Source organism: Pseudoalteromonas sp. T1lg23B, assembly GCF_002964665.1.
GTDB lineage: Bacteria > Pseudomonadota > Gammaproteobacteria > Enterobacterales > Alteromonadaceae > Pseudoalteromonas.
This window is the reverse complement of the sequence record NZ_PQBZ01000034.1, coordinates 1445822-1466633: the sequence shown is the minus strand read 5'-3', so window position 1 is coordinate 1466633 and position 20812 is coordinate 1445822. Positions and strand designations below refer to the sequence as shown.

Annotated in this window: 20 protein-coding genes; 6 read left to right on the top strand and 14 right to left on the bottom strand. The window is 42.0% G+C overall.

The genetic code is table 11. From position 1 onward, the window contains the following. Window positions 1–18 precede the first annotated feature (18 nt). A complete protein-coding gene (locus C2M32_RS15150; protein ID WP_105169138.1) occupies window positions 19–936 on the top strand; it encodes a Dyp-type peroxidase in 918 nt (305 codons plus the stop codon). A gap of 32 nt (window positions 937–968) precedes the next feature. On the opposite strand, the gene argR is transcribed toward C2M32_RS15150, so the two are convergent. Then, the gene (argR, locus tag C2M32_RS15145) at window positions 969–1436 is read right to left on the bottom strand and encodes a transcriptional regulator ArgR (RefSeq protein WP_070985708.1); all 468 of its coding nucleotides are present in this window, start codon (window positions 1434–1436) and stop codon (window positions 969–971) included. Between the two features lie 254 nt (window positions 1437–1690). Here argR and mdh point away from each other — a divergent pair, with 254 nt between their 5' ends. Next, window positions 1691–2629: a malate dehydrogenase gene (mdh, locus tag C2M32_RS15140; RefSeq protein ID WP_105169137.1), complete on the top strand. Its 939-nt coding sequence runs from the start codon at window positions 1691–1693 to the stop codon at window positions 2627–2629. An 81-nt stretch (window positions 2630–2710) separates the two neighbouring features. On the opposite strand, the gene C2M32_RS15135 is transcribed toward mdh, so the two are convergent. The 3 genes from C2M32_RS15135 to C2M32_RS15125 all read right to left on the bottom strand — a co-directional run bounded on the left by C2M32_RS15135 (window position 2711) and on the right by C2M32_RS15125 (window position 5505). After that, window positions 2711–3211, bottom strand: coding sequence for a DinB family protein (locus C2M32_RS15135; RefSeq protein WP_199886162.1), 501 nt, complete (start codon window positions 3209–3211; stop codon window positions 2711–2713). A gap of 33 nt (window positions 3212–3244) precedes the next feature. After that, window positions 3245–3850 (bottom strand): class I SAM-dependent DNA methyltransferase, encoded by a 606-nt coding sequence (locus tag C2M32_RS15130; protein ID WP_105169135.1) that lies wholly within the window; start codon window positions 3848–3850, stop codon window positions 3245–3247. Window positions 3851–4179: 329 nt separating this feature from the next. Beyond that, complete coding sequence (locus C2M32_RS15125) at window positions 4180–5505, bottom strand: peptidoglycan DD-metalloendopeptidase family protein (RefSeq protein WP_105169134.1); 1326 nt, start codon at window positions 5503–5505, stop codon at window positions 4180–4182. 148 nt (window positions 5506–5653) lie between these two features. Between C2M32_RS15125 and tyrS the strand changes: the two genes are divergently transcribed. Further along, window positions 5654–6853: a tyrosine--tRNA ligase gene (gene tyrS / locus C2M32_RS15120; RefSeq protein ID WP_105169319.1), complete on the top strand. Its 1200-nt coding sequence runs from the start codon at window positions 5654–5656 to the stop codon at window positions 6851–6853. Between the two features lie 70 nt (window positions 6854–6923). Here tyrS and C2M32_RS15115 read toward each other — a convergent pair whose 3' ends face one another. The 4 genes from C2M32_RS15115 to folE2 form a co-directional block, all read right to left on the bottom strand. Continuing rightward, window positions 6924–7886 carry a cobalamin biosynthesis protein CobD/CbiB gene (locus C2M32_RS15115; RefSeq protein WP_105169133.1) on the bottom strand — a complete coding sequence of 321 codons (963 nt, stop codon included), beginning with the start codon at window positions 7884–7886 and terminating at the stop codon, window positions 6924–6926. A 1-nt stretch (window position 7887) separates the two neighbouring features. Next, window positions 7888–8595, bottom strand: coding sequence for a 5'-methylthioadenosine/S-adenosylhomocysteine nucleosidase (mtnN, locus tag C2M32_RS15110; RefSeq protein ID WP_105169132.1), 708 nt, complete (start codon window positions 8593–8595; stop codon window positions 7888–7890). Between the two features lie 125 nt (window positions 8596–8720). Then, window positions 8721–9311 carry a DUF2726 domain-containing protein gene (locus tag C2M32_RS15105; protein ID WP_105169131.1) on the bottom strand — a complete coding sequence of 197 codons (591 nt, stop codon included), beginning with the start codon at window positions 9309–9311 and terminating at the stop codon, window positions 8721–8723. A gap of 86 nt (window positions 9312–9397) precedes the next feature. Continuing rightward, on the bottom strand, window positions 9398–10318 hold the full coding sequence (gene folE2 / locus C2M32_RS15100; protein ID WP_105169130.1) for a GTP cyclohydrolase FolE2: 921 nt from the start codon (window positions 10316–10318) through the stop codon (window positions 9398–9400). A gap of 211 nt (window positions 10319–10529) precedes the next feature. Between folE2 and arcB the strand changes: the two genes are divergently transcribed. After that, window positions 10530–12863, top strand: coding sequence for an aerobic respiration two-component sensor histidine kinase ArcB (gene arcB, locus C2M32_RS15095; protein WP_105169318.1), 2334 nt, complete (start codon window positions 10530–10532; stop codon window positions 12861–12863). A 62-nt stretch (window positions 12864–12925) separates the two neighbouring features. Here the strand turns inward: arcB and arcA are convergent, their stop codons facing one another. The 5 genes from arcA to trmB form a co-directional block, all read right to left on the bottom strand. Next, complete coding sequence (gene arcA / locus C2M32_RS15090) at window positions 12926–13642, bottom strand: two-component system response regulator ArcA (protein ID WP_105169129.1); 717 nt, start codon at window positions 13640–13642, stop codon at window positions 12926–12928. 107 nt (window positions 13643–13749) lie between these two features. Beyond that, window positions 13750–14265: a YfiR family protein gene (locus tag C2M32_RS15085; RefSeq protein WP_105169128.1), complete on the bottom strand. Its 516-nt coding sequence runs from the start codon at window positions 14263–14265 to the stop codon at window positions 13750–13752. Next, window positions 14265–15884: an ATP-binding protein gene (locus tag C2M32_RS15080; protein ID WP_105169127.1), complete on the bottom strand. Its 1620-nt coding sequence runs from the start codon at window positions 15882–15884 to the stop codon at window positions 14265–14267. The genes C2M32_RS15085 and C2M32_RS15080 overlap by 1 nt, the downstream gene beginning before the upstream one ends. A gap of 242 nt (window positions 15885–16126) precedes the next feature. Next, window positions 16127–17161, bottom strand: a complete 1035-nt coding sequence (locus C2M32_RS15075) for a methyltransferase (RefSeq protein WP_105169126.1) — start codon at window positions 17159–17161, stop codon at window positions 16127–16129. Between the two features lie 57 nt (window positions 17162–17218). After that, the gene (gene trmB / locus C2M32_RS15070; RefSeq protein ID WP_105169317.1) at window positions 17219–17944 is read right to left on the bottom strand and encodes a tRNA (guanosine(46)-N7)-methyltransferase TrmB; all 726 of its coding nucleotides are present in this window, start codon (window positions 17942–17944) and stop codon (window positions 17219–17221) included. A gap of 129 nt (window positions 17945–18073) precedes the next feature. Between trmB and mutY the strand changes: the two genes are divergently transcribed. Further along, the gene (gene mutY / locus C2M32_RS15065; protein WP_105169125.1) at window positions 18074–19132 is read left to right on the top strand and encodes an A/G-specific adenine glycosylase; all 1059 of its coding nucleotides are present in this window, start codon (window positions 18074–18076) and stop codon (window positions 19130–19132) included. A 38-nt stretch (window positions 19133–19170) separates the two neighbouring features. Beyond that, entirely contained in the window at window positions 19171–19446 is a 276-nt protein-coding gene (locus C2M32_RS15060; protein WP_070985695.1) for an oxidative damage protection protein, read from the top strand. Window positions 19447–19514: 68 nt separating this feature from the next. On the opposite strand, the gene ispB is transcribed toward C2M32_RS15060, so the two are convergent. Next, a complete protein-coding gene (ispB, locus tag C2M32_RS15055) occupies window positions 19515–20486 on the bottom strand; it encodes an octaprenyl diphosphate synthase (protein WP_105169124.1) in 972 nt (323 codons plus the stop codon). Window positions 20487–20812 lie beyond the last annotated feature (326 nt).

The following is a 20812-nucleotide window of genomic DNA, read 5'->3' as shown; positions in this document are numbered from 1 at the left end:
TGAACAAAAGGAAAAAGCATGGCGCAAGCACAATCTGGGGTCTGTGCTGAGGCAAACCTACATGGGCTGCATTTATTTTTCAATGTACTGGAGGGCCAAGATGAGGTCGTCCGTGCTGCGCTAGCTAACTGCGAACGGTTACAAAATGAATTGAGTGACAGATTCTCAGAGTCTATGGTTTCGAGCTTTGTTGCGATTGGAGCTCAATACTGGCCGCATATCTATCCGGAGTTCATACCTGAGCAATTGAAGAGCTTTCCTAACGTGACCAGCTCTGAACATGTGGTGCATTCACAGCCATTTGATTTACTTTATGTTATCCGCTCGGACCGAGAAGATGTGAACCACCTATTTGCGCAAAGTGTGCTGCATATGTTGGCACCAAGTGTGGAGCTGGTGGCCCATGTTCGTGGTTTTCGTTTTTTAGATGGTAGAGATTTTAACGGCTTTGTATACGGTGGTCATGCGCCACATGGCCGTTTTAAGCGTCAGGTGGCCTTGGTTAATAGCCCTCAAAGTCGCGATGATCAGGGAAGTTATATTCATGTGATGCGGGTGAAGTTTGATATTGATGCTTGGCAACGTTTACCTCTGGAAGAACAAGAGCAGCTAATGGGTCGTACGCGGCTAGATAATATTTTGCTGGAGCCTGTACAACCTGATAGCCATGCGACTTTGACTGAGTTAAAAGGTGAAGATGGACTGGCTTTGGTCCTTGATCAAAGTATGCCGTTTGGTGATGTGTTTGAGCAGGGAAGTTTGTGGTTAAGTTGTTCTGGCAACGGCTCGGGGTTTGAGCAAATTTTAACATCTAGGCTAGGTAATGCACAGTGTTATGACCCGTTATTGGATTACAGCCAAGCCGATATGGGAGCCGCTTTCTTTGCGCCGTCTATTCAGTTTTTGAATGAAATGGCCAAGCTGTGTGAGCAGTAAAAGCTGTGGTGGTCACAGCTTTTAAATCATGACTAAACGTTATCAAACAGTGTTTTCACACGGTCGAGTGTTTCATCGATTTCAGATATTTTAGCAGGGGCGATAAAAATCGTGTCATCACCCGCTATCGTACCTAGCACGCCATCAGCAGTGCCTAAAGAGTCAAGTAGTCTCGCAATCAGTTGTGCCGCCCCTGGGCTGGTACGGATGATGATCATCATTTCGTTATGCATAATATCAATAACAAGCTGACGTAAAGGGCTTTTTGCGGTAGGTACGCCCATCTCAGCGGGCAAACAGTACACCATTTCTTGTTTAGCATTACGTGTGCGGACCGCACCAAATTTACTCAGCATGCGAGATACTTTACTTTGGCTAACATTATCAAAGCCTTGGTCTTTTAAGGCGTCGACAATCTCGCCTTGGGAACCGAAGTTTTCTTCTTTTAATAGAGCCTTAAAGGCTTTAATCAAGGCTTCTTGCTTTTCTTGTGGTTGCATAATGTTTCATTTCTTCTAAAGCGGTCTTGGGATTTTACACAAAACTGCAGTGTTACCCAAATTTTCACAATGAAATATGCGCTGATCGCATTGTTGAGATTGTATACAGCCATGCGTAAAGGGCAAAGTGCCAAAAGCTTTACAACTATAGTCGAAAAAATCATGAAAATAACTCGGATTAATTTGTCTTTAGCGACGCTTTTCATTATCTTTACAGCTCATTCAATTCCACCTTCAAATTATGGAGAATTCACATGAAAGTTGCTGTATTAGGTGCCGCTGGCGGTATCGGTCAAGCTTTATCGCTTTTACTAAAAAATGGCTTGCCTGCAGGCTCTGAGCTAGCACTATACGATGTTGCACCAGTTGTTCCTGGTGTAGCGGTTGACCTTTCTCACATTCCAACTGCAGTTAAAGTTGCAGGTTTTGGTGCTGATGATTTAGACGCTGCGTTAGTTGACGCTGATATCGTACTTATCCCAGCGGGTATGCCTCGTAAGCCTGGTATGGACCGTGCGGACTTATTCAACGTAAACGCGGGTATCATCAAAACTTTGGCTGAAGGTATTGTTAAAAACTGTCCTAAAGCACTCGTTGGTGTTATCACAAACCCAGTAAACGGCACGGTTCCAATCGTTGCTGAAGTATTCAAAAAAGCGGGTACTTATGAAGCATCGCGCGTATTCGGTGTAACAACACTTGACGTGATTCGTTCAGAAGCATTTGTTGCTGAGCTAAAAGGTGTTGATGTATCAGAAGTGAAAGTACCAGTTATTGGTGGTCACTCAGGTACAACGATTCTACCTCTACTTTCTCAGGTTGAAGGTGTAACGTTCACTGATGAAGAAGTTGCTGCGCTTACACCACGTATCCAAAACGCAGGTACTGAAGTCGTTAATGCTAAAGCGGGTGGCGGTTCTGCGACACTTTCAATGGGTGCTGCTGCGGCACGTTTTTGTTTCTCACTTGTAAAAGGCTTACAAGGCGAGAGCAATGTTGTTGATTACGCTTATGTTGCGGTTGAAAATGGTGATGCACCTTACTTTGCTCACCCAGTACGTCTTGGTAAGAACGGTGTTGAAGAAATCCTGTCTTACGGCGAGCTGAGCGCTTTTGAGCAAAAAGCTAAAGAAGACATGCTTGAAACATTAAATAAAGACATCCAAGAGGGTGTTGACTTCATGGCTAAGTAAGCCTGACAAGTTGTCAAAAAGCCCGCTGTAGCGGGCTTTTTTGTTTTCCTTTTGAGCTTAGCTGATAAAGCAGCCCGCGAGTTATATTCTAGTCCTTCTTGAAGGCTCGACTTGGTGCAGGTATCGCGTAAAGGTGTCTTTTGGGCGAACAAGGTTATTTTGCGCCAGTGTTTTAGAGGCCATCCCTCTGTGGTTACTCCCATGCGTGAGTAAGTGGAGTAATATCTCTGCGACCGAAAGTTGCCCTGCATCACCATCGACAAACTTAAAAGAAATAACTCTGTTTAGCTCTTCCTCGGAGACTGACTGCGCATAATCCACTAGCCAAGCGTCATTTTGAGCCATTGTCTCGCGTAGCTCTGATAATATTGGTGTCTCGACAGTGTTATCTGCACTATATTTTTCAGGTTCACCTAAAATTCGGCTAATAAAAAGGCTATCAACCACCGTGGTATGATTTAAGATCCTAATGAAAAATGCACCATCACTTTCTGGAAGTTGTGAGAATTGTTGTTCGCCAAGATTAAGTAGCTCAGTATTTGCCCATTTTTTATATTGAAACGCTTTAGCAAACTGCATCATTTCTCCACTTTTTGTTATTTAGGCTGCGCGAAATTAGCCTGTAACAGCGGTCTGTTCGACATTGTTTGCAATGCCCATCAATACTTGCATCTCGCCTTTGTCACTTGTCAGCGAAAATGCCTCACAAACACGTACAACTGAAAGGCCGACATTCGCATAGGTATTGGTAATGATTTCATTGGTAAAACCAAAATCATCTTCTGAATTGCTCCGTTTCCAATCCCACTGGATAAATGTACCACCGTCTTTTAAAAGCAGCTTAAGTGTGGATAAGGTGTTCTCATAATCAGGCACAAATGCACATACTGATGATGCCACAATTAAATCGAAGCGGGGCTCAAAAATAGCATGGTTATTGATAGAGTCTTTTGAGATTTCGCAGGCTAGTGACTCTACATTATGTATATTTTTACGCTGGAAGACTTCAATCATTTTCGCTGAAGCATCAACCGCAACGACCGACGAAGCAACATGCACGATTTTTTCAGTGAGTAGCCCCGTTCCACAGCCAAAGTCTAAAACACGCAAACCTTTGAGATCCATAAATTCACACAGTGAATCAAATGCCTTTTCACTGTAGTTGATGACATCGGAATTAGTATCCCACTCACCCGCGTAATCGTCCCAACTATCACTCATTTTTCTTTCCTGTCTTTGAAATAATGCGCTACGGTATAAAATCCACAAAGGGTTGATAACGCTTTGCTAAAATATGGTTCACCATCACAGCTAAGTGTTTTTATCCTTAGCCGTTAACGTCTACCTTAACCACAAGTTAGATGAAAGACAATTCGCCAGTAGATTGGAGAAGGTGCGAAGCAGCGCCATCCAACATGAGTAAAAAGCGGTTACTGCGAATATTTGCCTTACAGATTTACGATGGCTTAGCCAAACACGCTTTGAGTAGCATTTATCTAAGTGCAACAAAAAAGGCCTCAATTGAGGCCTTTTGTAGTGCATCGAAGTGCTTATTTGTTCAATGCTAGCTGTAGCGTTCTGTTACGCTCAAGCTTGGCTAACATCTCTTTGGCAATTGGTTTAAATGCAGCCATCTCAGCTGCCGGTAATGGCTGTGACTTTGGCAGCTCAACTGTTTTTGGATTACGGTGTACGCCGTTTACCAAGAATTCATAGTGTAAGTGCGCACCCGTTACACGGCCTGTCGCGCCCACTGTACCAATTTTCTGGCCCTGTTTTACTTTCTGACCCGTTTTTACCATGCGTTTGTTAAGGTGTAGGTATTTAGTAACGTACTTGTTTCCATGCTCAATAAATACGTAGTTACCGTTTAAGTTGTTACGGCCTGATTTAATGACTTTACCATCACCTGATGATACTACAGGGGTACCGGTGCGAGCCGCGTAGTCAATACCTCTGTGAGCAGAAACTCTGCCTGTGACAGGGTGCTTACGACGAGGGTTAAAGCTTGAGCTAATATATTTAAAGTTAACTGGCGCACGAAGGAAGGCTTTTTTCATGCTGCGGCCTTCAGGTGTATAGAAGTTACCATCGCTATGACGTATGGCGCTGTAGCGCTCACCTTGGTTGATGAACTCAGCTGCAATGATTTTGCCTGTGCCAATTTCTTCGCCATCTACAAAATGTGATTCGAAGATGATAGAAAACTCATCGCCTTTTCTAATATCGTTGGCAAAGTCTACATCCCAGCCAAAGATATCAGCAAAATTCATGATCTGACGCTCAGACAACCCTGATGTAATACCCGCAGTCCAAAAACTTGAGGTGATCTCACCGCCTGCAGATTTCGCCACAGTTTCAATTTCTTTACTTTGGATGGCGGTTTCGTACTGACCTTCATCATTAAGGGTGACGAATAAGGTATCAGTTTTTGATAACACATACTTAAGCTGCGCTAATTGACCATTGTTGTCTGTTGCAAAACTTAACACTTCACCCGGATGAATCTTAGTTAACTTACGAGTTTCTTCGTTGGTGTTAACTATCTGGTGTAGGGTTTGTGCAGAAAAGCCAGCACGCTTAAAAATAACCGCTAGGCTATCACCTGACTTAACTTCATGATCAGTGTAGGTATATTCTACTTTCTTGGTGTTAACCGGCGCATCAGCAGAGTTAAGCTCAGTAAGCTGTTCGGTTACTTCGCTGACCTTTACAGGTAGCTCATAACGCTTTCCGACTTCGAGTGCTTTTTTATCATGATCTTTGGAAGCCGTTGCTTTTTCTGAAGGCCATAGAGCAACAATCAACATTAGGGAGATGAGACCAATAATAAGCAGTTTGTGTTTTTTAGGGAGCTTATACACCACGTGAACCATAACGCGCCTTTTCTGCTGTCAAGAAATTTTGTTGATAATATTGCAGGATATACGCAATAAAGCGGCAATACCAGTATTTTGTGCATTTAAACTCATGCAAATATAGGCTAGAATCGGGCGATAAACTGAATATTTGGAGCGATGAATGGTGGACTTAGAAACTGCATTTGCCGAGATAAAACGTGGTGCAGAAGAAATTCTTATTGAAGACGACTTAAAAGAAAAGCTTAAGTCAGGTAAAAAACTAAAGATCAAAGCGGGTTTTGATCCAACTGCGCCTGATTTGCATTTAGGTCACACTGTTCTCATTAATAAGCTAAAGACATTTCAAGACTTAGGTCATGAGGTCATTTTCTTAATTGGTGATTTTACCGGCATGATAGGTGACCCAACGGGCAAAAGTGTTACCCGTAAACCGCTTACCAAAGAAGATGTATTAGCAAACGCAGAAACCTATAAAGAACAAGTTTTTAAGATTCTAGACCCCGCTAAAACGACCGTTGCGTTCAATTCAACTTGGATGGAAAAACTAGGCAGTGCGGGCATGATCAAACTTGCAGCGCGCCAAACTGTTGCTCGTATGCTTGAACGTGATGATTTTAAAAAGCGTTATTCAGGTGGTCAGCCAATTGCGATTCATGAATTCTTATATCCTTTAGTACAGGGTTGGGATTCGGTCGCGTTAGAGGCGGATGTTGAGCTTGGTGGTACTGACCAACGCTTCAACTTATTGATGGGTCGTGAGCTGCAAAAAGAGGAAGGGCAAACACCGCAAACTGTGTTAATGATGCCATTACTTGAAGGCACAGACGGCGTGCAGAAGATGTCAAAATCTTTGGGCAACTATATCGGTATTACTGACGCGCCAAATGATATGTTTGGTAAAGTGATGTCTATTTCTGATGAGTTGATGTGGCGTTATTACGAATTACTAAGCGCCTTATCGTTGGAAGAAATTGCTGGCTTAAAAGCACAGGTTGCGGATGGTCGTAACCCAAGAGATATTAAGATTGAGTTCGCAAAAGAGATGATTGCGCGTTTCCACAGCGTTGAAGATGCTGAAGCGGCGCACCAAGACTTTATCAAACGCTTCCAAAAAAATGCTTTGCCAGATGATATCCCGCAAGTGAGCATTTCGATTGACGAGCCAGCGACTTTTGTAACTAACCTGCTAAAAGAAGCGGGTTTGGTGGCAAGTACGTCAGAGGCGATGCGTATGATCAAACAAGGTGCGGTCAAGCTCAATGGCGAAGATAAGATAACCGACAGCAAACTTCTGATTGAAAAAGGTAGTACCGCTATCTACCAAGTGGGTAAACGTAAGTTTGCTAAAGTGACTGTTAACTAAGCACTTATCATATTTCATAATCAGGCCAGCCATTCGCTGGCCTTTTTTATTCTAGCGAGAAAGTTTTGTGTTAAAACGCTAGGGCTGCACCGTACAATGTATACGCTAGCCATGACAGCGCAATCAACAATAAAAAGAAGGTTTGAATACGTTTTAATAAGCCAAGTAATGCATCTATGTCTTCGGGTTCTGGGTGACGTTCAATTCCGAGGCGCATTTTTTCAAAGCGTTGTTCTAGATAAAAACAGGGGCCACCCAATTGAACTTTCAAATTGGCAGCAAATAAGGCTAAAACCCAACCGCTATTTCGTTGGTAAAAGTACCTTGCATAATGTTTGATGTAGTGCGCGACTTTTTTACCATTAAGGGTGAGTGCCATCAGCAAGATAAAGGCTCTGAGCGGTAGCCACTCGGCGTAATAAATCGTGTGTTTTAATGGCGCGAGAAATCGGCTATTTGGTTTGATAGTGTCACGCCAAGCGTGATCGCATAGTAGCAATAGCTTGTAACTTAACGCCGCAATGGGACCAAGCAATAGATAGAATATGATGATCACATAGTAGTGCCTCACTGTACGCAGGCTGGTGCTATCAATACAGGCTTTAGCGATCCCGACCTTTGACAGTTGAGAAACATCGCGTGCTACGACGCCTTGCAAAAGTTGCCTCGCGGTAGACTTTTGGCCCTGCTTAAGCAAGGTTGCAATGCGCTTGGCTCGCGTGTTGATACTGGTATCTAAGCATAAATACAGTACTAAACCCCCCAGCCAGTTTGGGTAATAGGCAAACTGGGCCAGTAAAAAGCACAACACAATAATGGTGAGGATTGGCAGTACGAATGCGAGCGTGCCACTCAAAGCAAGGTAACTAGTTGAAGCATGGCTTTGGTAGGTTCTTTGAGCAATACCTCTAAAAACCAACAATAAAATGGTATTGGGGTGATAACTTCGTTGCAGTGGTAACAGGTGCGCTGCACTGAGCGAAAGAGCGAATATCAGCAAGCCCTGATGGGCTTGCATGAGTTCTAGCATCATCTTAAAGCGTGACGTTAGTTAACTTTTCAAGTAAAGCTGTCACCAGCTTTGAAGAGTTAATTGAGGCAACCTCAAGATATTCTTCGAATGACTGTGGTGATTCTTTACCCGCGATATCAGACAAAGAGCGGATCACCACAAATGGTGTATCCAGCACATGACATGCTTGTGCAATCGCAGCTCCTTCCATTTCTACTGCAAGCATAGTTGGGAAGTCAGCGCGTGCTTTGTCAATTCGTACCGGATCACACATGAATGAGTCACCAGTACAGATCAAACCTGTCATGGTTTGAGTATCAGTAAGGCTCGCCACACTTTGCTTAGCGGCTTCAATAAGAGCAGGGTGTGCTTTGAATCCAGCTGGCATTTGCGGAACCTGACCCATTTCATAGCCGAATGCCGTTACGTCAACATCGTGGTGTTTAACTTCATCGGAGATAACCACATCGCCCACGTTTAGACTAGGCTCAAAACCACCCGCAGAACCAGTATTGATAACACAATCAGGTTTGAAATTGTCAATCAGAAGCGTAGTAGCAACAGTGGCCGCAACCTTACCAATGCCTGATTGCACCAATGTCACAGTGTGGCCAGCAAGATCACCTGTGTAAAAAGTGAAGCCACCTTTGCTCATTTGCTGTTTGTTTTGAATGGCTTCTCTTAGGATTGCAACTTCAGGCTCCATCGCGCCAATAATACCGATATTCATGATAAATATTCCTCAAAAAATTTGCGTCATAGTATACCTGAGCGCGCTACAAATGCGAATTTCATCGTCAATCTAGGATATGAAAAAGCGAGCCCGAGGCTCGCTTTTGAAATGTGTTTGAAGCTTTATATTTCAGCCAATTGGGTTGATTGTGCTTTCGCCTGTGAAGGTGATAACACCGCTGGCTTTTCTGTTCGGTTACGAAGTGGCTTAGGTGTTTGAGCATTTTTGCCCAGTTTGAACAAGATGGCACTGCGCACTTCAGAAGATTTATAACCTGCTTTGACCTTCATACGAATATGAGGAATGCCTGCTGATTCTAACGCGCCACTGACAAACCAGTCGCGTTGTGCTTTGTGTCCGCCTTTATTAGCGTTGTTGACCAAGTCCACCGCGGCCATAATTTTAAGAGTATCTTTATCAACCAGAACATAATCAAGCTGCTTATTTTTCGCTTTGATCAGTGCTGCACGACGTGCTTTATCAGAAAGGCCAGGTTTACACTCGATTAAGTCAATTAACTTAACTCGACTCACAATCTTAAAACGATCACCTACGGCTCTTTCCAGCAAAGTTAGAAAAGAAGCTTCAACGGTGCTAAAAACAGAATCTTTTTTATTAAATGGGTAAGGATTACCACCTGCATCGGTATACTTCGCAGCAACGACAGAAGCAACAACTACAAGTGCTAATATTGATAATAAAGCAAATTCCATAAAACACTCCACAACGACAATTTGACAATTTACAGTTAATAAGCAAATGTCGTGCCTGTTTAGGAGTGTTTTATGTATTTATTCTTTTAAACTTGATAGCCGTGAGGTAAGCCTTTAACTGCGTATGCCACTGCATCGTGTGCATGCAAAGACTCATAGTGATTAATCTTGATGTAATAGTCCAGATAATGAGACGCTTCAAATAATGCTTTTAGCTTTCTGGCGGCATCTTCACAGAACATCAAGTTTTGACCATTAAGGCGCGCAAACTCTTGTTCATCTTCTCTTTTAACAGCAGCTTGAACAGGTGTTTTCAATTCATGTTCGACGCTATTGATCACGGCGAGAATGTCAAACTCTTGACTTTCTGTCGCTAATTTTACCTTTATATTTGCGATACTACGCTGTGAATGAGGCGTTGCAACGATCCCTTCTGTGCTACCAAGCCATTGGTGAACTTGATCAAAGCTAAGCGATTGTTGTGAAAACTGTTCGCTGAATGCTTGCTGGATCAACTGTCTAGCCAGTGCCGCTGAACATGGGCAGGTAGATGAATAGGTCACATCAACAGCGAGCTCTAATTGAAATACGCCATCCTGTAATGTGCCAGTAATGGTTACAGGGTAGCTTTTCCAGCCCTGCTTTTGACTAAGCAAAGATGTGCGACGCAAAGGCAACTCAAAAGTCAGTACGACTTTTGCAGCGTTGCTCAACCCTTGATGGCTATTCACAAAACTATCCAGTACTTGCTTCAAAGTCTTAGGTGTTAAAGTCTGTTCACAAGATAAGGTATCTAAAGCTAAGAATAAGCGAGACATATGAATGCCTTTTGCTTGCTCGTTTTGTAAGTTTACAAATGCATCAGCTTTAGCAGTGACAGTGATATCGTTTAATCCTTTGCTAGCAAATAATAAAGGTAGTTCGATATTACCCATACCGACCCAATTTAAGGTGCCGGTTTGCAAGGCTTCGGCGGTATCTGCAATATCTGGCATTATGGTTTGCATCTAAACCCTCATAGTCACGACGATTAAAAGCGTGCATATTACACTATAATCGAACGGGTTGCCCCTATAAGAATTGCTCTTAAGCGGTAGAAAAAATGAAATTGTGCAAAAGATATTACAGTTCATATTGCACAGATTTTAACAAAAAGGATAGTTCGCATCTTGGTGTCGCTTGCGTATAATGTGCGGGTGAATGGGGTATATGGTGACTATGATAGATTCTTCTTTTGGCCCTTGGGCCCGCGTGTTAGCTAACTTAGTTAATAAATATGGTGCAAAGCCTGCGAGCTTTTTGTGCTATATATTCATCTTATTGATAGCGTTGATCTTGTCCTGTATGTTTTATTACGTTGCATTAGGCGAGATAAAAATTGTCGATGTTTTGGCGGTCATGTTTTTTTCAGCTGTTACATCACCGGTGCTGATCTCAATATTGATCCATGCAATGAGACAATTGGAAGACTCAAAAAGCTATCTTGAATCCGCAACCAAACAAGAAAAACTACTCAACCAAACCCTAAAAGACAATATCAATCGCTTAAACAATGAGATCGATGAACGTAAAATGGCGTTACATGCAAAGCATCGAGCGATTGAAGAACTTCGTAAAGAAATAGCCGAGCGCAAGAAAACACAGCAAGAACTTGCGCAACAAGGCATGTTGTTACGCTCCATCGTCGACTCCTCACCTGACTTATTCTATTACCGAGATGAAAATGGCGTATTTGCGGGTTGTAATAAGATGTTTGAGCTGGTGATAGGTAAACCCAGTGAAGAGTTGATAGGCCGCTCTGTTGAACAAATTTATCCACAAAGCTTTCTGCCTGAAGTATTGCGAACCGATACGGAAGTTTCGACAACTCATAAGCCAATTACCTTGGATGTTGAGTATCCAGTTAATGACGAAAATCGTTGGTTCGAAATGCGCAAGTTGCCTTTTATAAATGATGATGGACAATACATTGGTTTACTGGCGTTTGGTCGTGACATCACCAGTCGTAAAGAAGCAGAGCAAGCCCTTGAAACTGCCTATAAGGATAAAGGTAAGTTTATCGCTACATTAAGCCATGAGTTACGCACCCCATTAAATGGAATTGTTGGCTTAACACGTATGTTACTGGATACCGAGTTGTCTCAGCAGCAAAAGAGCTGGTGTAATACCATATTTTCGAGCGCTGAAACGCTTGGTAATATTTTTAACGATATTATAGATTTAGATAAGATTGATAGGGAGCAGCTAGACATAGCAACCGATAGTATCAATGTATCTGATTTTATAAACGATGTCGTTAATTTTGCAGGCTTGATAGCTGATCAAAAGGGGCTCGATTTCACGATTAATCGTTCGGGTATGTTGGATGTCTATGCGTTACTTGACCCTACGCGTTTGCGGCAAGTGTTATGGAACCTTATCAATAACGCGGTTAAATTTACGCACAAGGGTGGCGTAACACTAGAGTGTCGACGTGAAAACAGAGAAACGGGGCCATGGCTAACAATTAGTGTTATAGATACAGGTTTGGGGATCCCAAGTGATCAACAAGAACGTATTTTTGACATGTATTACAAAGCACCAGATTTAACAGGAGCGAATGCGATTGGCTCAGGCATTGGTTTGGCGGTTACTAAAGCACTGGTATTAGCGATGAAAGGCCAAATTAGAGTCAGCAGCATAGAAGGGCAGGGAAGTCGTTTTGATGTAGATATTCCATTGACCCTGTGTAGTGCTCCCAAACAACAAAGCTACGCAGGTAGAAGTCTCTATATTCTCCTTGTTGAAGATGTACCGCTTAACGCTGAAATTGCTACTAACCTCTTAGAACAGCGTGGTCATGAAGTTATTTGGGCAGAAACTGGTGAAGACGCCTTGTCTTTGGTAGCGACAGAAGATGACTTGGACCTGATTTTGCTGGATATGCAGTTGCCTGACATTAACGGAGACCAAGTTGCTAAGGAAATACGTGCTGATAGCCATTACGATGACCTTCCTATTGTTGCATTAACAGCGAATGTTCGTAGCGCCGAGCAAGAGCTAGAAGGTATAAGCATACAAGGAGCGCTAGCAAAACCTATCAATACAACGCGTTTAGATCGAATGCTAGCGGACTTGTTTGGTATTGATGCTAAACAAAACAGCGCCAAAGAGCACTCAGGGAAAGTCACTTTTAGCGAACAGCAACAGCATGAACTCGATATTGAAACCATTACAGATTTTATGGACTCAATGGGGGTTGATGCATTCAAACGCAGTGCACGATTATTTAAAACACTTAACCCTAAATATTGTACTGAACTACGCCAAGCGCTCGATAACCAAGATATTGATGAATACGCATCTGTTGCGCATAAATTAAAAGGTGCAGCGGGCTCTGTTGGGTTAAATCAAGTGCAGTTACATGCTAAGAAAATGGAGCTGGACGCAGAGCAAGTCGACGCGGACGTGCTGAGCATGTGGATCGAGCAACTAGAAGATAAAATTGAGTTAGGACAATCGTTGTTAGAGCAAGTGATAGAAAAGTTGGCGTTGAACCGAAACGAAGCATAAAAATAAGGGGCTGTTACGCCCCTTACTCAATAATTGCAAAACTCCCTGAAACCAATGTTCTATTAGCTATCAATCTTTCCAATAAAGCGATAGCCTTCACCATGAATGGTGCTGATCAGTTCAGAAGTATTACTGTCGCTTTCAAAGTGTTTTCTGATACGACGAATTGTTACATCTACAGTACGGTCATTGGCACGCAGCTCACGGCCAGTCATATGTTTAATTAACTGTTCGCGACTGAAAATGCGACCTGGTGAGTCGAGCATTAAACGTAATGCACGGTATTCACCTTTAGGTAAGCGCTTAGCTTCACCTGCTGGAGAGGTTAGACAACGACTATTCTCGTCTAGCTCCCATCCGTTGAACGTAATAACACCATTGCTGTCAAGAGAAGACTCTTCATTAGAAGACCCTGTTCTTGAAATCAGGTTACGTGCACGAATAGTCAGCTCACGAGGGTTAAATGGTTTTGTGATATAGTCATCAGCACCAATTTCTAAGCCAAGAATACGATCGACATCGTTGTCACGGCCTGTTAAGAAAATTAGGCCAATGTTTCTCTTTTGACGTAATTCACGAGCGAGAATCAGGCCGTTTTTACCCGGAAGATTGATGTCCATAACAACAAGGTTGACGTCGTCATGCGCTGTCAGTTTGTCATGCATGTCATCGCCATCTATGGCTTCAATTACTTTGTAACCTTCCGCTTCAAATAAACTAACGAGGTTCAGGCGAGTTACGTCTTCATCCTCTACAATCAGAATGACTGGCGTTTGCATTATTAATTAACCTTTTCGGAATATATTATTTACATGAAATTCGGTACTATCTAATAAAACCGAATATTTACGATTATAGGAGTATATCTAATTGTTAACAAGTAAAATTAATTAGGATGAAACTTAGAAACTGCAAGCAGTCTTGATAACACTTTAAAATTATGTTGCGAAACTTGTTGCTTATTAATATACAGCCGTATTTTACTCCCTTCTTGGACCAAAGATGCGACTCCGCCACCTTCGAGAAAGTCTATGCTCTCCCCCACAAACACCGTATCAAGCGGGGTTGTATCGGTCCAAGCGGTAAGTATATCATCTTCATTACTTTCATCAATGTATGTGATATCACACTGCTGAGAAAGTTCCCCTAAATTGGTCGGCTTTTTAATTTGTATTATTTCTATTGGCAAGTTTCTAATTTTTAAACTACGGTTTCCCGCCAGAATTAACCCCGGCCCGTTATCTATATTTAGAAAACAAAATCGGGTAGACATTTTTGTTTGCTGATTAGGGAATTCAATAAATTTTGCCATCTGATACAAAAACGCCGAACGCACCTGATCAGGTGATTTTGCACTAGATAAAAATGGAATTATTAATAAAATCGATATCAGCAAGCGCATTAGTTCACCTCACCTAACGGAAGAGTGAGAATAAATCTAGCGCCTGTTTTATAACTTTCATCAAGCGAGATGTTACCGTGTAAAGCTTGGGTAATGAGGTTGTATACTAAATGCATACCTAACCCACTACCGCCTTCACCGCGTCGCGTAGTCACAAATGGATCAAAGATACGTTTTTTGATGGAACTGGATACACCGCTACCATTATCACTGTATTCGATAGTCAACTGGTTTTGGTCTTTGGCTATTTTTATGTCGATGACATTGCCCTCAGCGCTACTAAAGCCATGTAGCAACGAGTTGGATATCAGTTGTTCAAATATTTGTTGTAGGGGACCTGCCTTACTACTAATGACCAAATCTTCTTGGCAATCTACATTAATCGTGGGGTTCTTGCTCACTAAGTCAGGCTTCATTGCCTTAATAATATTATCTAACAGAGTTGCTAGATTAACATCGGAGCTTAATTCCAAGTCTTGACTCACAGCAACGCGTTTGAAACTAGAAATTAGGTCTGCTGCTCGGTTTAAATTTCTATAGATTAAATCGAGGTTTTCAATGCCATCACTAATGAAACGTTCCAGCTGTTTGGAGGTGAGGTGCTTTTGTTCAAAGGCGATTTTGATGTCTGCCAGTTTATCTCGTAACAGAGTTGAGCCTGTGACCCCTAAGCCAATAGGGGTATTAACTTCATGTGCGACACCCGCTACCATCTGCCCCAAAGACGCCATTTTCTCGTTTTCGACAATTTGGTTCTGATACTGGTGCATACGCTCTAATGTATTTAGCAGTTCTTGGTTTGCTTCGCGCAGTGCAATAGTTCGTTGGTTGACTTTTTCTTCTAGGCTTTGGTTTAATTTTTTTATTTCTAACTTGTCTGCTTGATGTCTCTCTAATTGATTCTGGGTTCGAGTTAACATCACGTTTAAACTGCTTGCTAATATATTGATTTCTTCGATGTGACTGCTTGAAGCTCGGGTGCTGTAATTGTGATTTTTTGATACATCTTGCAGCAAAATTGAAAGCTCTTCTATTGGTCGGGCGATGCGTCTTTGAATACCTCTAGCAACCAGTAGAACCAGTAGCAACACAAACAAAGTCAAAGTAATATCGACTAATATCTTAGTATTAATATACTCATTTAAACGCTCTAAACCACCGCGAATATAAACATAGCCTTCGATTTTATCTTCATAAATCACCGGCTTGATAAGCTCAATATAGTCTTCGGTTATTCTAGGCTCTTGAAGTTGCTCAATGCTATTAACCTTTAGTGGTACAGGTGGGGTTTTTGAAGCATTGTAGCTGGTAAAAAATACCGGCTTATTGGTTACATCATCGATGTCATATATGTGAATATTCTTAACGAGTTCGACTTTCTTAAACGACTTTAAACGTTTTTCTTCTGTTTTTCTGTCCTCAAAAATCAGTGTTATTTGTGCGTTAAATGAAATAATCTCAGCGATCATATCGAGTTTATTGATGATCAACTGCCGTTGTTCTTTGATATCTAAGTAAGTAGAAATAGAAATAGATAGAGACAGGCATAGAGCTGTAACGAGCATTACCGCACTAATTAAAACTTTCCTTATACTTGTTTTTGATGCCTGCTTTGTCATTATCAGCCTTAACTCAGCCTGTTACCAAATACTAATTCGCTATACTTTTGGCAACTCATAAAGCAACTTAGGGCGCACAAGTCACTCAAATTGGCTTTATTTGGCGCGAAAAAGAGTCGAACGGTATGAACTACATTCTAGTGTAGCAAAGAGATTGAATAAAATAACAAAAAAATCACTGACTGTGCATGTTATTTTATCCAATATCAGACCTTAAAACCGGTGCAGTTATGGTGATGAGATCACTTTGTCGCTTGATACACTGTGAATTTAGTGTTTTTAGCAAGAATAGTGTACTGGCCAAACTGTTGTTCTAGAATTGGCGGATACTTTAAAAAGTTATTGGCAACAATTTGTACTTGTCCGCTTGGTTTCATAAATCCTTTAGTTTGCTCTAAAAATCGCTCTGCAATACCATAATCTGTTGCAATTCCGGTATGAAAAGGAGGATTGCTAATAATGAGATTGAATTGACCGCTCACTTCTTGCAAACCATCGCTAAGTATACATTCTGCTGTTAGGTCGTTTAGAGCCAAAGTTTGCTGGGTAGCGTATATTGCGAGCGCGCTGACATCGGAACAAAAAAGCCTAAGCTCACTTTGCTGAGTGCCGAGAAAAGTAGCAATGATGCCTGCACCACAACCAAAATCCAGCACCTTACCTTTATATGGTAGTGGGATGTTTTCAAGCAGAAGTTTGGTTCCTACATCAAGCTTACCGTGATTAAAGACACCGGGGACACTAACCACATCGAAGGTTTTCTCTGCGACGCACACACTGAATGTCGTGTGGTACTGTGTTATATCGAAGTTAGGGTTGACTGTGAGATCGGAAAACTCATACAGCACACAATGTTTGGCACTTTCTAACTTATAAAATTGCCCAGCAAAAGGCTTAAGTTGCTTTTCAACTGACTTAACCCCGCCTTTATTATCACCAACAACCAATAAACGGGTATTTTTGTTTGCAACAGCTCTGATGTTATCAAGCATCATTAAAGCTTCGGGCTTTGACTTTGGATAGTAGTAAATAATTAAATCTACGTCGTCAAGAGTTGGCAAGCTGTGGGCTACATAACTATTAATGTTTGGATACTTACTCGAGTCATTATGATCAGCCACATTGTAGCTAAAGGCGTTAATTTGGGCATTCGGATTAAGCTTGGTCAGCTCAGCAAAAAAACCATCTCGGTTTGTATTGATGACCAAAATGTTGTTGCCAAGTAACTCGTCTTCGTTGCGAAGTAGCAACAGGCTGGGGTTTGTTAACTTACTCATAATCACTCATATTAAAGGGCCTAATAAGGCCCAAATAGTTTTTTAAAACCGAAACGGTTAGGCAACGCGCTTAAACATCAGATCCCAAACACCGTGACCAAGTCTATGACCACGTTGTTCAAACTTAGTTAGAGGGCGGTTTTCGGGACGAGGAACGTAATCATTTGTCTGTGAAATGTTTTCATAACCCGGCGCAGCTTGCATCACTTCTAGCATATGCTCCGCATAGTTTTCCCAATCGGTGGCCATGTGAAAAACACCACCAATTTTTAGCTTCTTCCTAAGGCTTTCAACAAACTCTGGTTGCACAATACGGCGTTTATGGTGACGTTTCTTGTGCCAAGGGTCAGGGAAGAAAAGCTGCATAGTTGTTAAACTTCCGTCGGCAATACAGTCAGCTAGAACCTCAACGGCATCGTGTTCGAATACACGTAAGTTTGTTACTTGCTGTTCATCGGCATCCATCAGACAAGCGCCTACGCCTGGGCGATGTACTTCAATGCCGATAAAATTAAGATGAGGGGCATTTTTGGCCATTTCTACCAGCGATTTACCCATACCGAAACCGATTTCTAGTACGACATCATTGTTATTACCAAAGACTTTTGTGAAATCGAGCATTCCTTGGCTGTGCTCTAAGCCCATGGTTGGCCAGCACTTTTCAATAGCCGCATCTTGTCCTTTGGTTAAACGACCTTCACGTTTTACAAAGCTGCGTACTTTGCGGATGTATTTACCTTCTTGCTGTGCTTGTTCCAGCGCGGTTTTGCTCGATTCACTCATAATCATTTCTGCGGTGTAAAAAACGGGCGCACATTATCCCTATTCATTGGCCCAAGTACAATAGCTTGACTGTTTTTAAAAGCACCATACACTGGCGCCCTAGAAATAAATTAATAAATAGTGTGGTTAATGCAGGTATCTAATGAGCAGGCGACATGGTTCGCCGATCAAGTGGTCAATTGGTATCACCTACATGGGCGTAAGACTTTGCCTTGGCAGTTAGGTAAAACACCTTACAAGGTATGGGTATCTGAGGTTATGCTACAACAAACTCAGGTTGTTACTGTCATTCCTTACTTCGAACGTTTTATGGCTCGCTTTCCTACAATCGAGGCATTGGCTGAGGCTCCAGAAGATGAAGTGCTCCATCATTGGACCGGTCTTGGCTATTACGCAAGGGCTCGAAATCTACACAAAACTGCAAAAATTGTGGCCAATGAGTTTAATGGTCAGTTTCCGCAAACCTTAGAACAGGTTATGGCATTACCCGGTATTGGACGCTCTACAGCAGGCGCAATTTTATCTTTGGCATTGGGTCAGCATCACCCGATTTTAGATGGTAATGTAAAACGAGTTTTAGCACGTTTTTTTATGGTTGAAGGTTGGTATGGTGTCAAAGGCGTAGAAAAGCAACTTTGGGCGCTAAGTGACGCACTCACACCCAAAAATAATGTTACTGAATTCAATCAGGCAATGATGGACTTAGGCGCGAGCCACTGTTCAAGAAGTAATTTTAATTGTGCTGCTTGTCCCTTAGTGCAGCAATGTTTAGCCCATAAGCATGACAAGGTTAAAGCTTTTCCGAATCCAAAGCCGAAAAAAGCAAAACCTAAAAAGCAGGCCTATCATTTAATCCTCAATGCCGAGAATAAGCTATTGATGGAGAAAAGGCCCAGCACGGGTATTTGGGGCGGGTTGTTTGGCTTTTTTGAGTTTCAGACTCTGGAACAAGTGGAGCAGTTTATTGCGCAACATGGATTGCGAGGGCAGTCACATTCATTGCAATCGTTTATCCATATCTTTACTCATTTCGAATTAACGATTCATCCACTGGTGTATAGGTTGGCAGCGATCCCTGATTTTGCACATGAGCAGCCAATTATTTGGTATGACTTAGACGAGCATGCTGAAGTTGGGTTGGCGGCACCTACGAAAAAGTTGGTTAAAGTCCTCAGCGCAATGAGTTAGACTAAGGCTATTAGATTCTAATTTGATGTGGAAAAATTATGGCACGTACTGTTTTTTGTCAAAAGCTACAAAAAGAAGCCCCAGGTTTAGATTTTCAACTGTATCCGGGCGAGATCGGCGAAAAGATTTTTAATAATATTTCAAAAGAAGCCTGGCAGCAGTGGCAGCATAAGCAAACAATGCTGATTAACGAAAAACATTTGAATATGATGGATCCAGAACATAGAGCACTACTGGAAGAACAAATGGTAGGTTTCTTATTTGAAAATAAAGAAGTAGAAATCGAAGGTTATCGCCCACCTGAACAAAAGTAGTTTTTGGACTATTAGCTATTAAAAAAGGCTGCAATTGCAGCCTTTTTTTAATACTTACGAGTAAGGTATTAATGGTCTCTGGCCACTGACAGTTCAGCCAGCGCTATCAAAGCTTGTTTGTATGGTGAATCAGGTAAAAAAGCCAGGTAGCTGATCGCTTTTTGCGCTTCATTTCTGGCTTTTTCCATCGCAAATTCGAGCGCTTTTGTTTGTTCAAGTGTAGCGAGAATATCTTCCAAATAGGCCATGCCATTCCCAGTTTCAATTGCTTCTCTGATTTGAGCGACTTGGTGCTCAGAACCATGCTGCATGGCATAAATCAGGGGTAAGGTTGGTTTTCCTTCGGCAAGATCGTCGCCAAGATTTTTACCCATTTGCTCTGCATTTGCGCTGTAATCAAGTACATCATCCACTAATTGAAACGCGGTGCCTAAATGCATACCGTATAATTTCAATGCTTCTTGTACGTCAGCTGAGCGTTCTAAAACTACAGCGGGTAGCATCGTCGCAGCTTCGAATAGCTTGGCTGTTTTGCTGTAGATAACCTGCATATAACTTTTTTCTGTGGTATCTGGATCGTTGCAATTCATTAACTGCAATACTTCTCCTTCAGCGATGACGTTAGTCGCGTCGGCAAGTATTTGCATGACCTGCATGTTGTTTAATCCGACCATTAACTGGAATGAGCGGGTATAGATAAAGTCGCCAACTAACACACTTGCTGCATTGCCAAACTCCGCATTAGCTGTAGGCTCGCCGCGGCGTAACGCTGATTCATCAACCACATCATCGTGAAGCAGTGTTGCGGTATGGATAAACTCGATAATGGTTGCCAGTGTTACGTGTGTATCGTTCGGACATTCTAAAGCTTTGGCTGTAAGCAACGTGAGCATGGGGCGAATGCGCTTGCCACCGCTGTTAACAATGTAGAGTCCTAGTTGGTTAACTAAAGCAACGTTGGACTGCATTTGTGCGTGAATAAGTTGATTGACGTTAAGCATGTCAGGTTCGATTAACGTCTGGATAGTTTTGATATCCATTGTGCTCCAAGCCAAAAATAAGTTACGAGATACAAAGCGAGTGTACTACAAAAATTTAACTAGCTCGATATTTTGTCCGAATCTGGCTAAAAAAATAACTTATTACTATATCTTGTTGATTATTTAGACAACTTAATGGCTGTTTTATGAGCTTTCTAAATCGTCTTAAAAGTGTAAAAAAGAACTTTGGTTTAGCGGCGTTTTTGGATAAACTAGCAAAAAATAATGATTCGCCCTCATTGCAGTTATTTTTTATTCATTTTATACAAAAATAGGCTTGCTTGTAGCTAAGCATTAGCGTAAACTTCGCGCCCTATTGAAGAATA

Excerpts from the sequence above, each read along its gene's own strand:
- mutY (WP_105169125.1), top strand. The coding sequence starts at position 18,074 with ATGCAGGTATCTAATGAGCAGGCGACATGGTTCGCCGATCAAGTGGTC.
- C2M32_RS15150 (WP_105169138.1), top strand. The coding sequence starts at position 19 with ATGGCGCAAGCACAATCTGGGGTCTGTGCTGAGGCAAACCTACATGGG.
- C2M32_RS15135 (WP_199886162.1), bottom strand. The coding sequence starts at position 3,211 with ATGATGCAGTTTGCTAAAGCGTTTCAATATAAAAAATGGGCAAATACT.
- C2M32_RS15125 (WP_105169134.1), bottom strand. The coding sequence starts at position 5,505 with ATGGTTCACGTGGTGTATAAGCTCCCTAAAAAACACAAACTGCTTATT.
- C2M32_RS15130 (WP_105169135.1), bottom strand. The coding sequence starts at position 3,850 with ATGAGTGATAGTTGGGACGATTACGCGGGTGAGTGGGATACTAATTCC.
- mtnN (WP_105169132.1), bottom strand. The coding sequence starts at position 8,595 with ATGAATATCGGTATTATTGGCGCGATGGAGCCTGAAGTTGCAATCCTA.
- C2M32_RS15115 (WP_105169133.1), bottom strand. The coding sequence starts at position 7,886 with ATGATGCTAGAACTCATGCAAGCCCATCAGGGCTTGCTGATATTCGCT.
- mdh (WP_105169137.1), top strand. The coding sequence starts at position 1,691 with ATGAAAGTTGCTGTATTAGGTGCCGCTGGCGGTATCGGTCAAGCTTTA.
- C2M32_RS15075 (WP_105169126.1), bottom strand. The coding sequence starts at position 17,161 with ATGAGTAAGTTAACAAACCCCAGCCTGTTGCTACTTCGCAACGAAGAC.
- ispB (WP_105169124.1), bottom strand. The coding sequence starts at position 20,486 with ATGGATATCAAAACTATCCAGACGTTAATCGAACCTGACATGCTTAAC.
- C2M32_RS15085 (WP_105169128.1), bottom strand. The coding sequence starts at position 14,265 with ATGCGCTTGCTGATATCGATTTTATTAATAATTCCATTTTTATCTAGT.
- argR (WP_070985708.1), bottom strand. The coding sequence starts at position 1,436 with ATGCAACCACAAGAAAAGCAAGAAGCCTTGATTAAAGCCTTTAAGGCT.
- C2M32_RS15105 (WP_105169131.1), bottom strand. The coding sequence starts at position 9,311 with ATGGAATTTGCTTTATTATCAATATTAGCACTTGTAGTTGTTGCTTCT.
- arcA (WP_105169129.1), bottom strand. The coding sequence starts at position 13,642 with ATGCAAACGCCAGTCATTCTGATTGTAGAGGATGAAGACGTAACTCGC.
- arcB (WP_105169318.1), top strand. The coding sequence starts at position 10,530 with ATGATAGATTCTTCTTTTGGCCCTTGGGCCCGCGTGTTAGCTAACTTA.
- trmB (WP_105169317.1), bottom strand. The coding sequence starts at position 17,944 with ATGAGTGAATCGAGCAAAACCGCGCTGGAACAAGCACAGCAAGAAGGT.
- folE2 (WP_105169130.1), bottom strand. The coding sequence starts at position 10,318 with ATGCAAACCATAATGCCAGATATTGCAGATACCGCCGAAGCCTTGCAA.
- C2M32_RS15060 (WP_070985695.1), top strand. The coding sequence starts at position 19,171 with ATGGCACGTACTGTTTTTTGTCAAAAGCTACAAAAAGAAGCCCCAGGT.
- C2M32_RS15080 (WP_105169127.1), bottom strand. The coding sequence starts at position 15,884 with ATGACAAAGCAGGCATCAAAAACAAGTATAAGGAAAGTTTTAATTAGT.